At 66.5% G+C, this 13,701-nt stretch carries 15 protein-coding genes; 7 read left to right on the top strand and 8 right to left on the bottom strand.

Annotation, left to right across the window (positions count from 1 at the left end; all coding sequences use genetic code 11):
• Nucleotides 1-39 precede the first annotated feature (39 nt).
• Complete coding sequence (locus ACQY9P_RS19550; protein WP_421737570.1) at nucleotides 40-1,656, bottom strand: isocitrate lyase; 1,617 nt, start codon at nucleotides 1,654-1,656, stop codon at nucleotides 40-42.
• A 132-nt stretch (nucleotides 1,657-1,788) separates the two neighbouring features.
• Between ACQY9P_RS19550 and ACQY9P_RS19545 the strand changes: the two genes are divergently transcribed.
• The 4 genes from ACQY9P_RS19545 (at nucleotide 1,789) to ACQY9P_RS19530 (ending at nucleotide 4,593) form a co-directional block, all read left to right on the top strand.
• Nucleotides 1,789-3,213, top strand: coding sequence for a helix-turn-helix domain-containing protein (locus tag ACQY9P_RS19545; protein ID WP_421737571.1), 1,425 nt, complete (start codon nucleotides 1,789-1,791; stop codon nucleotides 3,211-3,213).
• Nucleotides 3,214-3,367: 154 nt separating this feature from the next.
• The gene (locus ACQY9P_RS19540; RefSeq protein WP_421737572.1) at nucleotides 3,368-3,742 is read left to right on the top strand and encodes a PilZ domain-containing protein; all 375 of its coding nucleotides are present in this window, start codon (nucleotides 3,368-3,370) and stop codon (nucleotides 3,740-3,742) included.
• 68 nt (nucleotides 3,743-3,810) lie between these two features.
• The gene (locus ACQY9P_RS19535) at nucleotides 3,811-4,245 is read left to right on the top strand and encodes a recombinase family protein (RefSeq protein WP_421737573.1); all 435 of its coding nucleotides are present in this window, start codon (nucleotides 3,811-3,813) and stop codon (nucleotides 4,243-4,245) included.
• A gap of 150 nt (nucleotides 4,246-4,395) precedes the next feature.
• On the top strand, nucleotides 4,396-4,593 hold the full coding sequence (locus ACQY9P_RS19530) for a DUF5808 domain-containing protein (RefSeq protein WP_421737574.1): 198 nt from the start codon (nucleotides 4,396-4,398) through the stop codon (nucleotides 4,591-4,593).
• On the opposite strand, the gene ACQY9P_RS19525 is transcribed toward ACQY9P_RS19530, so the two are convergent.
• Together ACQY9P_RS19525 and ACQY9P_RS19520 are read right to left on the bottom strand one after the other, a co-directional pair.
• A complete protein-coding gene (locus ACQY9P_RS19525) occupies nucleotides 4,590-5,225 on the bottom strand; it encodes a pyridoxamine 5'-phosphate oxidase family protein (RefSeq protein WP_421737575.1) in 636 nt (211 codons plus the stop codon). The two genes, ACQY9P_RS19530 and ACQY9P_RS19525, sit on opposite strands and share 4 nt — an antisense overlap.
• Before the next feature lie 59 nt (nucleotides 5,226-5,284).
• A complete protein-coding gene (locus ACQY9P_RS19520; protein WP_421737576.1) occupies nucleotides 5,285-5,830 on the bottom strand; it encodes a carboxymuconolactone decarboxylase family protein in 546 nt (181 codons plus the stop codon).
• 117 nt (nucleotides 5,831-5,947) lie between these two features.
• Here ACQY9P_RS19520 and ACQY9P_RS19515 point away from each other — a divergent pair, with 117 nt between their 5' ends.
• Nucleotides 5,948-6,844, top strand: a complete 897-nt coding sequence (locus ACQY9P_RS19515) for a LysR family transcriptional regulator (RefSeq protein ID WP_421737577.1) — start codon at nucleotides 5,948-5,950, stop codon at nucleotides 6,842-6,844.
• Here the strand turns inward: ACQY9P_RS19515 and ACQY9P_RS19510 are convergent.
• Together ACQY9P_RS19510 and metC are read right to left on the bottom strand one after the other, a co-directional pair.
• Nucleotides 6,841-7,395 carry a DUF1697 domain-containing protein gene (locus tag ACQY9P_RS19510; protein WP_421737578.1) on the bottom strand — a complete coding sequence of 185 codons (555 nt, stop codon included), beginning with the start codon at nucleotides 7,393-7,395 and terminating at the stop codon, nucleotides 6,841-6,843. The two genes, ACQY9P_RS19515 and ACQY9P_RS19510, sit on opposite strands and share 4 nt — an antisense overlap.
• Before the next feature lie 6 nt (nucleotides 7,396-7,401).
• Complete coding sequence (gene metC, locus ACQY9P_RS19505) at nucleotides 7,402-8,559, bottom strand: cystathionine beta-lyase (protein WP_421737579.1); 1,158 nt, start codon at nucleotides 8,557-8,559, stop codon at nucleotides 7,402-7,404.
• Between the two features lie 83 nt (nucleotides 8,560-8,642).
• Between metC and ACQY9P_RS19500 the strand changes: the two genes are divergently transcribed.
• Complete coding sequence (locus tag ACQY9P_RS19500) at nucleotides 8,643-9,728, top strand: amino acid ABC transporter substrate-binding protein (protein WP_421737580.1); 1,086 nt, start codon at nucleotides 8,643-8,645, stop codon at nucleotides 9,726-9,728.
• A 7-nt stretch (nucleotides 9,729-9,735) separates the two neighbouring features.
• Here ACQY9P_RS19500 and sseA read toward each other — a convergent pair whose 3' ends face one another.
• Both sseA and ACQY9P_RS19490 read right to left on the bottom strand, forming a co-directional pair.
• A complete protein-coding gene (gene sseA / locus ACQY9P_RS19495; RefSeq protein WP_421737581.1) occupies nucleotides 9,736-10,590 on the bottom strand; it encodes a 3-mercaptopyruvate sulfurtransferase in 855 nt (284 codons plus the stop codon).
• A 102-nt stretch (nucleotides 10,591-10,692) separates the two neighbouring features.
• Nucleotides 10,693-11,703 (bottom strand): cysteine synthase A, encoded by a 1,011-nt coding sequence (locus ACQY9P_RS19490; protein WP_421737582.1) that lies wholly within the window; start codon nucleotides 11,701-11,703, stop codon nucleotides 10,693-10,695.
• 117 nt (nucleotides 11,704-11,820) lie between these two features.
• Here ACQY9P_RS19490 and ACQY9P_RS19485 point away from each other — a divergent pair, with 117 nt between their 5' ends.
• Complete coding sequence (locus tag ACQY9P_RS19485; protein WP_421737583.1) at nucleotides 11,821-13,362, top strand: cryptochrome/photolyase family protein; 1,542 nt, start codon at nucleotides 11,821-11,823, stop codon at nucleotides 13,360-13,362.
• Here ACQY9P_RS19485 and ACQY9P_RS19480 read toward each other — a convergent pair.
• The gene (locus ACQY9P_RS19480; protein WP_421737584.1) at nucleotides 13,359-13,643 is read right to left on the bottom strand and encodes a hypothetical protein; all 285 of its coding nucleotides are present in this window, start codon (nucleotides 13,641-13,643) and stop codon (nucleotides 13,359-13,361) included. The genes ACQY9P_RS19485 and ACQY9P_RS19480 overlap by 4 nt on opposite strands.
• Nucleotides 13,644-13,701 lie beyond the last annotated feature (58 nt).

The raw sequence follows: 13,701 nt of genomic DNA, 5'->3' as shown, positions 1-13,701 counted from the left end.
TCGGGTGGAAGGGGCTGGTCGAAAAGGTGAGGTCGAGGCCTATTCGGCCGCGAACTGGTTCATGGTGTTGCCGTGGCCGCCGGCCTTCAGGGCGCGCTCTCCGGCGACCATTTCCTTGAAGGTGTCGCCCAGATCCGAGCCGACCTCGTGCTGGTGCTTGACGGCCGAGACGCCGCGGCGGATCTCCTCGCGCTGCACCGAGTTGACGTAGGCCTTCATCCGGTCGTCGCCGAAGTAGCCGCGGGACAGTTCGTCCATGCTCTTGGCGGTCAGGTGGAAGGTCGGCAGGGTGATCAGGTTGTGGAACACCCCGGCGCGGGCCGAGATGTCCACCTGGAAGCGGGCCAGGCGGGCGTCGGTTTCGCGACCCAGATCGGCGTCGTCATATTCCGCCGACATCAGGGCGGCGCCTTCGGGATAGCTGTCCTTGTGGATCTTGCCCTCGGCGATCCACTGGTCACGCACCTGCTTGCGCAGGTTCAGGGTCCAGTTGAACGACGGCGAGTTGTTGTAGGTCAGCTTGGCGTTCGGCACGACCTTGCGGATCTCGTTCACCATCGAGGCGATCTCGTCGACATTGGGAGTGTCGGTCTCGATCCACAGCAGGTCGGCGCCGCCCTGGGTCAGCGACGAGATGCAGTCCTCGATGACACGAGCCCGGCCGGTGCCGTCCTGGAAGGCGAACAGGCCGTTGGGCATGCGCACCGGCTTGACGAACTGGCCGTCGCGATAGAGCGCGACCTCGCCATCCTGGATGGGATTTTCAGCGGTGATCGCTTCGGTCTTCAGCCACTTGATGTAGTCGCTGGCCAGGTCGCCCGGCGACTGGCTGACCGGCACCTTCTGGGTCAGGCCGGCGCCCAGGCTGTCGGTGCGGGCGACGATGACGCCCTCATCCACGCCCAGTTCCTCGAAGGCCAGGCGGCAGGCGCGCAGCTTCTCGATGAAGTCTTCGCGCGGCACGGTGACCTTGCCGTCCTGGTGACCGCACTGCTTGGCGTCGGAGACCTGGTTCTCGATCTGCAGGCAGCAGGCGCCGGCCTTGATCATTTCCTTGGCCAGCAGGTAGGTGGCGTTCTCGTTGCCGAAGCCGGCGTCGATGTCGGCGATGATCGGCACGACATGGGTCTCGAAGCCGTCGATGGCCTTGATCGCGGCCTGTTCGGCGACCTGGTCGCCGGCGTCGCGGGCGGTCTTCAGGGCCTTGAACAGGTCGTTGATCGCCACTTCATCGGCCTGGCGCAGCGAGACGTAGATCTCCTCGATCAGGTCGACGACGGCGGTCTTCTCGTGCATCGACTGGTCGGGCAGGTGGCCCCAGCGGTTGCGCAGGCCGGCGACCATCCAGCCGGACAGATAGACGTAAGCGCCCTTGGTCGTGCCGCGCAGGCGCTTGACCGACTTGATCATCTGCTGGGCGTGGAAGCCCGACCAGCAGCCCAGCGACTGCGTGAACTTGCTGCTGTCGCGATCATACTCGGCCATGTCGGCGCGCATGACGCCGGCCATCGACCGGGCGATGTCCAGGTGGGTCGAGAAGGTGTTCTGCAGCTTCAGCTGGATGATGTCGTCGATGGCGATGTCGCCCGGCGCCACGCCATTGGGGTAGCGGGCCAGCAGGGCTTCGCGGTGTTGAGCATAGGTGGTGCGTTGCATGGTCGGCGGGTCCCAAGAGCGGTGTCTGTTGAACCCAGCTAGCCGCATGAGGCCGAACCGGTCGAACCTATTGAAGGTGATTTGTCACAAACGGACATTGTGATTTCTGTAAATCTATGACAACTTGACCGAATGGCGACCTCGGACAAGAAGCTCTTTCTCGGCGGCCGATTGAAGCGGCTGCGGCGCGACCTGGGGATCACCCAGACCCGGATGGCCGAAGACCTCGAGGTCTCGGCCAGCTATCTGAACCTGCTGGAACGCAACCAGCGGCCGGTGACGGCTCAGATGCTGCTGCGCCTGGCCGACGCCTACGACCTGGATTTCCGCAGCCTGGCCGCCGACGATCCCGGTGGCGGGGCGGGCCTGGAAGAGGTGCTGGGCGACAAGATGTTCGCTGACCTCGGCATCGGCCGTCACGAGGCCGCCGAGGTGGCCGAGGTCTCGCCTGCGGTGACCGAGGCGGTGGTGCGGCTCTACCGCGCCTATCTGGATCGCGGCCGCTTGATCGACCTGGGGGCGTTCGATCGGGAAGGGGGCTCGGAGGTCATTCCGACCGTGCAGCCCACCGAGTGGGTGCGCGACCTGGTCGGCTCGCAGCGCAACTATTTCGCCGAACTGGAAACCTGCGCCGAGACCCTGGTCGCGGCGCTCAAGGCTGATCCACAGGACCTGGGTCCGGCGGTCCGCGAGCGCCTGCTGGTTCGTCATGGCATCCAGACGCGGGTCATGCCGGTCGAGGTGATGGCCAGCGCGCTTCGCCGTTACGATCATCACCGCAAGCGGTTGATGGTGTCGGAGACCCTGGCGCCGGCCAGTCGGATCTTCGCGATGTGCTATCAACTGGGCCTGCTGGAGTTCGGCGACGCCCTGACCGCGCTGGCCGATCGCTACAAGGCGCCCGATCGCGCCACGCGACAATTGCTCAAGGTCTTCCTGGGCAACTATCTGGCCGCCGCCATCATGATGCCCTACGGCCCGTTCCTGGCGGCGCTTGAAGCCAATGGCTACGACATCGAGCGCGTGCGGTCGCGGTTTGGCATCAGCTTCGAGCAGGCGGCCCAGCGCCTGACGACCCTGGGTCGCTCCGGCGCGCGGGGGGTGCCGTTCTTCATGGTCCGGCTGGATGCGGCCGGAAACATCTCCAAGCGCTTCGCGGCGGGGGCCTTTCCGTTCTCACGGTTCGGCGGAACCTGTCCGCGCTGGAACGTCCACGACAGCTTCAAGACCCCGGGGCGAATCCTGACCCAGGTGATCGAGACGCCGGACGGCGAGCGCTATTTCACCCTGTCGCGCACCGTCCGCCGCGTATCCGGCCTGCAGGCGGGACAGGAAGACGAACTGGTGATCGGCCTGGGGTGCGAGCTGAAATACGCCAGCAAGCTGGCCTATGCGCGGGGGCTCGATATCGCCGCGCCGGTCGCTGTCGAGATCGGACCGTCATGCCGGATCTGCGAGCGCCCCGCCTGTCCGCAGCGCGCGGCCGCGCCGATCAACAGGACCCTGCTGGTCGAGGAATCCACCAAGTCGCTCTCGCCGTTCCCCTTCGTGATCTAGTTGGCCGTGGGGCGTTCGGTCGACGATCCGCTGGCTGACCAGATCCTGGGCGATAGTCCGCGATCATCGCTCAACGACAAGCCGCGACAATCCGCGCGGCTGGGGCAGGCGCAAGAGGCATGCTCCATTAACCGTATTGGGTTATGGTGTGCTCATGCCGCCCTTCGATCAGACCACATCACGACCAGAGCAGCGCGCCTCCCCGCGCGAGCCGGCGCGCCGAAAAGTCTATCTGGTCAGTGGGTCGTTCGCCGTGAAATGCGGACTTGTCGATGTCGCCATTGGCGGCGCGCGTATCCGTCTGCCCAACGCGGCCTTGCCCCAGGACGATCTCTATCTGGTCGATACCCGCACGCGGCTTATCCACCTGACCAAATCGGTCTGGCAGTCGGAACGGGAAGCCGGCCTGCAGTTCATCGAGACCGAGACCCTGGATGGCGACGGCGTTGGAGGCGTGTTGGGAGCCGCTGACGCCGCAGCGGCGTTCGCCCGGCGACGGGCGCGGGCTGCGGCTTCCACGACGGCCTGACAGGCTATCCACGACTTTGACGTGATCGGCTCTGGCGTCATCGGCCGGGCTTTGCGACACACCGCGCCATGCGCATGATCGGCTATTTCCGGGTTCCACCCGTCAGGGGCGTTGTGTTCGACGGACCTCTGTCGCAGCGCCTGTTCGAGGCCGGCTGCGACCAGCTGTTCCACGATGGCTGCTATGGTCTGGCCGTGTACAAGCCGGGACTTGAGGCCGCTCTGGCCGCGATGAATGCCGGCGATGTGCTGGTGGCGCCCAGCCTGCACGCCTTCGCCGCCCACCTGGTCGACCTGCTGCTCTTCCTGGGTCGACTGGAAGCCGCGGGACTCGACCTGGTGACCCTGAGCGAGGACATCGACACCCGGCGGCTCGGCGGATTTTTCAAGATTTGCGCCCAGCTGTCGATGTTCCACGAGCAAAGGCGGATGGTGCGTGACGCCGAGGAGAAGATCGTCCGCCAGGCTCGCTTTCGGTCGGTCGCCGAGGATCCGGTCGACTAGGGCCGCACGATCCTTGTCCGTCGCCGGCTCGTCGCGAGGCGGACCAGAGGTCGGGCGCGGTTTCGCCGCTTGGGGAGAAACTGTGGAGATTTCTGGACACGGTTAGAATCGTTGGAGAAACTCAACCCATTAAGCGTGGAGTTCATCGGCGTGACCCAACCAACGAAGCCTGGATATGACGGCCTTGGCTTCTACCGCGACCCGGCCAATCCCCGGTTGCTGGTGCCAAAGCAGATCGCCGGAACGGGCCTGACCCTCAATCTCGGCCACCGCCATGCGCCCCTGGCGATCCTGGTGGCGATAGGCCCGATCATCGCGATCGTGCTCTATGTGGCGTCCCAACTCTAGCGGTCGGGGGACGGGGCCAGCGCAAGCCTCGCTTTCAGCGCCTGGTTTTCGGCCTCGAGCGCCGCGATGCGCGTCTGCAAGGGCGACACAGCGGTCTGGATCTCCGCGGCGGTGAAGCGCGGCGTGATGTGCTGGGGGCAGTTCCAGTCGAAGGTTTCCAGGCGCAGCACGAAGGCGCGCTCCGGCCGGCCCTTGTAGCCGGGCTGGACCAGGCGCTCCGCCAGGTCGGGCGCCTGCGCCAGATCGCGCATTTCCATGTGGGCCAGGATCTTCAGACGCGCCTGGTTGGGGTAGTCCATCAGGATCAGGCTGACCCGATCATCGCCGGCGACATTGCCCTGGGTGATATACTGCCGGTTGCCGCGAAAGTCGGCGAAACCCAGCGTCGTCTCGTCCAGAACCTTGAGGAAGCCTGGCGGACCGCCGCGATGCTGGACGTAGGGCCAGCCGCTGCTGGAGATCGAAGCCAGGTAGAAGCTGTCCCGCGCGGCGATGAAGGCGGCTTCGTTGTCGGTGAACCGGTCAAAGGCCCGGTCTCCGGCGAAGCGTGACCAGGTCGAGCCGACGCCGTTGGCGTCCTGGGCGGCCCGAACCTCGGGCGTCGCGAGAATATCCAGAAATCCATAGGTCATGGGCGGTCTCCAGATTCATCCTTCCGGAGAGCCGGGGAGGCTCTCCGGAAGGCGTGGCGTCAGATCGCGTCGGCGGCGCGAACAACCGGGAAATCGATCTCGGTTTCCGCGACATTGTTGAGGAAATTGGTCAGGACGTTTTCGACGGCCACCGAGACGATCTCGATGATCTGGGCGTCGCTGAACCCCGCCGTCTTGACGGCGGCCAGGTCCATGTCGCTGACCTTGCCCCGGGTGTCGACCACCAGGCGCGCGAAGTGAACCGCCGCGTTGGCCTTGGGGTCGGAGGAGCCGCCCTGGCGGTTCAGCGCGATCTCGGCGGCGTCGATCTTGGCCAGGTTCAGACCGAGATAGGTGTGGGCGGACAGGCAGTAGTCACAGCCGTTTGCCTGGGCCACGGCGATGGCGATGCGTTCGCGGGTCTTGACGTCCAGGGTCTTGGCCAGGGCGCCGCCAAAACCCAGCAAGCCCTGCAGGGCGGGCGTGCTGCTGGCGACGAGGCGGTAGAGATTGGGAACGACGCCCAACTGCTTTTCGACGGCGTCGAGCAGCGGTTGGGAAGCGGCGGGGGCGGCGTCGCGGGCGGGGATGGCAAGGCGGGACATGGCGTTCTCCGAAAAGGCTGAACCGGCGGCGCCGGATGCATGTCTTCTACGGCCATCGATCGATTGGAATAATAGAGCCAATTGACAATCCAGTATTGCCAATTCAGCAATGATCTCATGGATCGCCTTGACGCTATGCGCGTGTTTGTTTCCGTCGCCGGCCGCGGCAGCTTCGCCGAGGCTGCGCGTCAGCTTCGAGTGTCGCCGTCGGTGGCCACGCGCGCCATCGCCCAGCTGGAAGACCAGTTGGGCCTGACCCTGCTGACCCGCACCACGCGATCGCTCCGGCTTACCGAACGCGGGGCGATCTTCCTGGAAAGCTGTCAGCAGATCCTCGACGACCTGGACGCCGCCGAGCGCCGGGTGCGCGGCGAGGACGCCGATCCTCGGGGCGAAATGACGGTGAGCGCGTCCGTGGTGTTTGGCAGGCTGCATGTGCTGCCCATCATCGAGCGGTTGCTGCGGGAGCACCCACGCCTGAAGGTGCGCCTGCTGCTGTCCGACAGGAACGTGCACTTTGTCGACGATGGCGTCGATGTCGCCATCCGGATCGGAGCCTTGGCCGACAGCAGTCTGTTGGCCACGACCCTTGGGTCCGTCAGTCGCGTGCTCGTGGCCAGCCCCGCCTATCTGGCCGCGCATGGCGAGCCCCGGTCGCCCGGCGATCTGGACGGACACGACATCATCGCCTTTGACGGGCTGGGCGTGACCAACGAGTGGCGGTTCAGGTCTCCCGAAAGCCTGGTTCGGATTGATCCGCGCCTGACGGTCAACAGCGCCGACGCGGCCATCGCGGCGGCCGAGGCCGGACTGGGGATCACGCGAGCGCTGTCCTATCAGGTCAAGACAGCCATCGAGGCCGGCCGTCTGGCGCCGCTGCTGGGGGTATTCGCCGAACCGCCGTCACCGGTCAGCGCCGTCTATCCCGCGCGCCGGATCGCCTCCGCCAATGTCGCGGTGTTCACGAGGGCGGCGCGCGACTATTTCCGAAGCCACCCCCTGACGCCGGCCTAGGCGCTCGCGGTTTCGCCTGTCGCGTCTCCGATCGCCTGAACCACCGTCCAGGGACGGCTGGTGATGCGGGTGGCGAGGGCCTTTTCGACGATGTTGTTGCTGAATTTCGATGCGCCGAGGCCATTGGGATAGGTGACGTAGAACTGACGGCTTTCGACGCGCAGTTGCTCGCCGTCGGTCAGCTTGGCGCGCAGGGCCCCGATCACCTTCTTGTCCGGCGGATCCTTCAGGAACAGGGTCATCAGCAGGCCCGGGTCGCTTTCGGCGAACTCGATGTAGGGATTGGCCGTGATGATCGCGGCCCAGGCCTGGGCCGTGCGGACATAGATGTCGGTGCGCAGGCCAAGGCGGGCGTGGATCTCGGTTTCCAGAAAGGTCTGCAGGTCGGCGCCCGTACGCTCAGGGCTGTCGAACACCAGGTTGTTGGCGCCGCCGACGGCCCGGGCCCCGGTGAACCCCAATTCGCCCAGCAGGGCGATGAACGTCTCGGCCGCGATCGGTTGCTGGCCGCCCACGCTAATGCCGCGCAGCAGGGCGATGTGGGTGGTCATGGGGTCTTATGCCTCTCGGGCGAGGGCGGCGAACCCGCGCTCTAGGTCGTTGATCAGGTCGGCCGGGCTCTCCAGGCCGATATGCAGGCGCAGGAGGGGGCCTTCCAGCTGGGTGGGGATCGTGCGGGTCTTCAACTGCGGATCGCAATGGATCGCCAGGCTTTCATAGCCACCCCAGGAAAAGCCCAGGCCGAACAGGTCCAGCGCGTCGATGAAGGCGTGAACAGCCGTCTCGGACGCGGGCTTCAGCACCACGCCGAACAGGCCGCAGGCGCCGGTGAAGTCGCGCTTCCACAGGCCGTGGCCCGGGTCTTCCGGCAGGGCCGGGTGAAGCACGCGGGAGACTTCGGGCCGTTGTTGCAGCCAGCGGGCGATCGCCAGGCCATGCTCGTGATGGCGGGGAAGGCGGGTGGCCATGGTGCGAAGGCCGCGCAGCATGGTGTAGGCGTCGTCGGCCGAGACCGACCAGCCGATGTCCCACATCGCGTCGTCCAGCAGGCGAATGACGTCGGGATCGTTGGCGGCGACCGAGCCCATGAAACAGTCCGAATGGCCGCCGACATATTTGGTCAGGGCCTGGACGCTGAGGGTCACGCCGTGCGCCAGGGGCTTGAAATAGAGGCCTGCCGCCCAGGTGTTGTCGATCAGGGTCAGGATATCGCGCGCCTTGGCGGCCGCGGCGATGGCCGGGATGTCCTGCATCTCGAACGTCAGGGAGCCCGGCGCTTCCAGCACGATCAGCCGCGTCCTGGCGGTGGTCAGGGCGATCAGGGCGTCGGCCGAAAGGGCGGGATCGTAATAGCGCGTCGTCACGCCATAGCGCGCCAGAACGCGGTCGCAGAACCGGCGGGTCGGCTTGTAGGCGCTGTCGACCACCAGGATCTCGTCGCCGGCCTTCAGCACCGCCAGCAGCGCCCCGGTGATCGCGGCCAGACCCGAGGGGTACAGCGTCACATTGGCGGCGCCCTCCAGCTCGGCCAGGGCGCTCTGCAGGGCGGTGGGCGAAGCCAGGCCGGTGATGCCGTAGCTGATCTCGTTGTCGTCATAGAGCGACGCCGCGTTGGGCATCAGCACCGTGGAGCCGCGCTGGATCGGCGGATTGACCGTGCGGGCGGGCAAATCCTGCGACGAGCCCTTGCGGATCAGGCGGGTTTCTTCATCCATGGGAACGGCAAGCTCAAAGCGACGCGACGGAAGACGTCGGGTGGTTTAAGGCGCTCGGCGCGGCCGGTTCAAGGAGCGATACGGTGTTGTGGCGTTTTGGCGTGGTGTTGATCGCGGTTGTGGGGCTGGCGGCCTGTGAGCGCCGGACCGAGCCGACGCCTTCGGCGGCGCCTGTCGTTGCGTCAAAAGCCGCGCCTGAAACCGCGACGCCCAGTCCGACCCTGAAGGCCGTCAAGGCTCGGGGCGAGCTGCGGTGCGGGGTCAATCCGGGCCTGCCGGGCTTTGCGTTCCAGGACAATCGCGGCCGCTGGCGCGGCTTCAATGTCGCCTTCTGCCGGGCCCTGGCGGCGGCTGTGCTGGGCGACGCGAGCAAGGCGCGGATGGTGCCGCTAGGCAATGAGGAGCGGATCGCGGCCTTGCGATCGGGCCAGGTCGATGTCTTGTGGCGCAACACCTCGTGGACGTTCAGCCGCGACGCGGGCCAAGGCCTCGACATGGCCGCCATCTCGTATTTCGACGGTCAGGGCTTTCTGGTCCGCCAGACCCTGAACCTGACCAGCGCGGTCGAGCTGAGCGGCGCCAAGGTCTGCGTGCAGGCCAACGCCACCAGCGCCCAGAACCTGGACGACTATTTCCGCGGCCGCGGCATCGCCTACACCGCCGTCGTGCTGGACAGCGGGGACCAGGCCCGCGCCGCCTACCAGGCCGAGCGCTGTGACGCCTTCACGGCCGACATCTCCGCCCTGGCGGCCGCCCGCTCGGTGATGAACAACCCCGCCGACCACGTGATCCTGCCTGACGTGATCTCCAAGGAGCCGCTGGGGCCGCTGGTGCGCCAGGACGATCCGGCCTGGACCGACATCGTGCGCTGGACGCTGTTCGCCCTGATCCTGGCCGAAGAACACGGCGTCACGGCCAAGACCGCCAAGGCCATGACCGACGGCTCGGATCCGGAGATGCGACGTCTGCTGGGCGGCGAGGGGACGTTTGGCCGATTGCTGGGGCTGGATTCGGCCTGGGCCTATCGGGCGGTGACGGCCGGGGGCAATTACGGCGAGATCTTCGACCGCGAGATCGGCGCGGGCTCGGCGCTGAAGCTGGATCGGGGCATGAACGCGCTGTGGAGCGCACAGAAGCCGGGGCTCCTGTACGCGCCGCCGATGCGTTGAGGCCGACCTAGGTCGCTGGCCCGGTCACAACCGCCGTATCGGCCAGACCGCCCCATTCCGTCCATGAGCCGTCATAGACCGCCGAACGCGGCCGGCCGAGGCGGGCCAGGGCCAGGGCCACGACCGAGGCCGTGATGCCCGACCCGCAGGTCGAGACGACCGGCTTGGAAATGTCGACGCCGGCGGCTTCGAACACGGCGGCCAGCTTGTCGGCCGGCAGCATGGTGCCGTCCGGGGCGAGCAGGGCGCTCAGTGGGATGTTGTGGGCGCCGGGCATGTGACCGCCCCGCAGGCCGGCGCGGGGCTCGGGGACCTCGCCGGTGAAGCGCCCGGCGGGGCGGGCGTCGAGGATCTGCTCGCGACCGGTCGCCACGATGGTCTTCATCTGCTCGAGCGAGCGGATGATATCGGCCTGGATACGCGGCGTGAAATGCCGCTCCTGCGGCAGGGCTGGGCCGTCCTCGGTGGGGTGACCTTCGGCGATCCATTTGGGCAGGCCGCCGTCCAGCACCGCCACGTCCTCGTGGCCCATGGCGCGGAAGTGCCACCAGACCCGCGCGGCCGGCAGGATGCCGAGGCTGTCATAGACGACGATGCGCGAGCCATCGCCCAGGCCCATCTTGCGAACCCGGGACGCGAACTTGATGGCGCTGGGCAGCATGTGCGGCAGGTCCGAGGTCTCATCGGCGATCTCGTCGATGTCGAAGAACACCGCGCCCGGGATGTGGGCTTGCAGGAACTCTTCCTTGGGGTCGCGCGGCGTGCCCGGCATGAACCACGAGGCGTCGACGATCCGCACATCGGGGGAATCGAGATGGTCGCGCAGCCAGGCGGTCGAGACGAGGGGGTCTTGTGGGGTCATGGCTGCGCCTTTCGGGGTCTGACTCGCCCCAGATTGAGAACTCGCAGGATCGCGGCATCGGCCCCGTGGGGCAAGCTGTTGAGCGCCCTTAAGCGACCAGGCCTACATCCAGGGCGGTGTCGGCAGGCCCTTTTCAGCCAGGAACGCCGGATTGAACAGCTTGCTCTGATAGCGCGAGCCGTGGTCGCACAGGATGGTCACGATGGTGTGGCCCGGACCCATCACCCTGGCCAGTTCAACGGCGCCGGCGACGTTGATCCCAGCCGAGCCGCCCAGGCAAAGGCCTTCGTGCTCGACCAGATCGAAGACGACCTTGAGCATGTCCTCGTCGCTGATCCGGAAGGGGTGATCCACTACCAGGCCGTCCAGATTGGCGGTGATACGGCCCTGGCCGATGCCCTCGCTGATCGAGGTTCCCTCCGACTTCAGTTCGCCGTCCCTGTACCAGCTGTAGAGGGACGCGCCGTGCGGGTCGGCCAGGCCGATCTTCACCGACGGTTTGCGCTCGCGCAGCGCCGCGGCGACGCCGGCCAGGGTGCCGCCCGAGCCGACGGCGCAGATGAAGCCATCCACCTTACCATCTGTTTGTTCGAAGATTTCCGGTCCTGTGGTCAGGTAATGCGCCTGGCGATTGGCGACATTGTCGAACTGGTTGGCCCAGATCACGCCATTGGGCTCGGTCCTGGCAAGTTCCTCGGCCAACCGTCCGGAATAGCGGACATAGTTGTCCGGGTTTGAATAGGGAACGGCGTCCACCTCGACCAGTTCGGCGCCAAGGAGACGGATAGCGTCCTTCTTTTCCTGGCTCTGGGTGCGGGGGATGACGATCGTGGTCTTGTAGCCCAGGGCTGAGGCGACCATGGCCAGGCCGATACCGGTGTTTCCCGCCGTGCCCTCCACGATCCGGCCGCCGGGCTTCAGCAGGCCCCGCGCCTCGGCGTCCCGGATGATGCCCAGGGCGGCGCGGTCCTTGACCGACTGGCCGGGGTTCATGAACTCGGCCTTGCCCAGGATCTCGCAGCCGGTCGCCTCGCTGGCGCGGTGCAGTCGGATCAGCGGCGTATTGCCGATAGCGTCCAGAACACTGGGGGAGACGCTGGGTTTGACGGTCATGTGCGCGGTTCGGTGAAGCTGGAGGGGGCGGGGTGCGTTGATCATGGTAGATCGTGTCGCGACGACCCGAAGCAAGCCCAGTTTTCCTAAAGGTCGGGGCGAGGGAAGAAGCAGAGCGTGACGGAACATGGACAGGGCGCGCTGCGGCTGGTGCTAGGCGACCAGCTGAGCGACAACCTCTCGGCCCTCGAGGGACTGGATCCGGATCGCGATCTCGTCCTGATGGCCGAGTCGGTCGCCGAGGCCACGGCCTGGAAGCATCACAGGCAGAAGCTGGTTCTGGTGTGGTCGGCGATGCGCCAGTTCGCTGAGCGCCTTCGGGCCAGAGGCGTGCGGGTTCGCTATGTGACACTGGATGATCCCGCCAACACCGGTTCGATTGGCGGCGAGATCGCCCGCGCTCTAGCCGAGGAGCCGCTGGACCGGGTTATCCGCACGGCCTGCGGCAAGTGGGGTCTGGAGGACCATCTGCTGGCCCTGGCCAGCACCCTTCCGGCTCGGATGGAGATCCGCGAGGACGACCGTTTCCTGTGTTCCCGCAAGCAGTTCGCCGCGTGGGCTGAAGGGCGCAAGGAATTGCGGATGGAGTATTTCTATCGCGAGATGCGCCGCGCCACGGGCCTGCTGATGGATGGCGACAAGCCCGTCGGCGGGCAGTGGAATTTCGACGCCGAGAACCGCAAGAAGCTGCCGGCCGGCGTTCGGCCGCCGCAGCGGCTGCGCACGTCGCCCAACCCCACGACGCGGGAGGTGATGGCCCTGGTCGGGACGGGGTTCGAGGACCATTTCGGCCGCGTCGACTCCTTCGCCTGGCCGACCAATCCCGAGGAAGCGGAAGCGATCCTCGACCACTTCTTCGCAGACATGCTGGCGGGCTTTGGCGACTGGCAGGACGCGATGAGCTGGGGGCGGCCGTTCCTGTGGCACAGCCTGATCTCGCCCGCCCTGAACATCGGCCTGCTGGACCCGCTGACGGTCTGTCGGCGCGCCGAGGCGGCGTATCGGGCCGGCAAGGCGCCGCTGAACGCCGTCGAGGGCTTCATCCGCCAGATCCTGGGCTGGCGGGAGTTCGTGCGCGGGGTCTACTGGCTGAAGATGCCAGAATACGCCCTCCGCAACGCCCTGGACGCCCAGGGCAAGCTGCCGTGGTTCTACTGGACGGGCGAGACCGACATGGCCTGCGTCTCCGACGCCGTGACCGCCGCGCGCGATCACGCCTACGCCCATCACATCCAGCGGCTGATGGTCACCGGCAATCTGGCCATGCTGCTGGGCGTGCATCCCGACGCGGTCGACGACTGGTACATGGTGGTGTTCGCCGACGCCTATGAGTGGGTCGAGATGCCCAACACCCGCGGCATGGCCACCTTCGCCGACGGCGGGATCGTGGGTTCAAAACCCTATGCGGCCAGCGGCGCCTACATCGATCGGATGAGCGACTACTGCAAAGGCTGTCGCTATGACGTCAAGGATCGCAACGGCGATAATGCCTGTCCGTTCAATGCGCTGTACTGGGATTTTATCGACAGACACGAAGTCAGGCTGGCGGGCCTGGGGCGCATGATGATGCCGCTCAAGACCCTGTCGAAAATGCCTGACGCCGAACGGGCGGCCTTCCGCGCCAAGGCGGCGGCCACCCGCAAGGCCATGGGAGTCTAGGCCGGGCTGGCGTGGGTCTCGATGACGTTCAGCAGGGCCAGCGGGCCGCCCGCCGTGGTGGCGGCGCACCAGACGTTATGCAGACCTTCCACCTCGACCAGGCGGTTCTCGACGGCGTCGATCATGATGCCCTCGGCGATGTCGGACGACACCTCGCCCAGCAGTTGCTCTTCCTGCAGTTCGCCGCACCAGGCGGTAACGGCGTCAACCGGGGAGTCGGCGTCGAACTGGGTGATGTAGGTGCCGCCGTGGAAATCCAGGACCATGGTGTAGAGGGTCATTCGAACGCGACCTCGCGATGCTTTTGATCATCTACGCACACCAAAGGTCGTGAAGCGA

The sequence above is a fragment of the Caulobacter sp. genome (genome assembly GCF_965279145.1).
Classification (GTDB): Bacteria; Pseudomonadota; Alphaproteobacteria; order Caulobacterales; family Caulobacteraceae; genus Caulobacter.
This window is presented reverse-complemented; position numbering and strand designations above follow the sequence as displayed.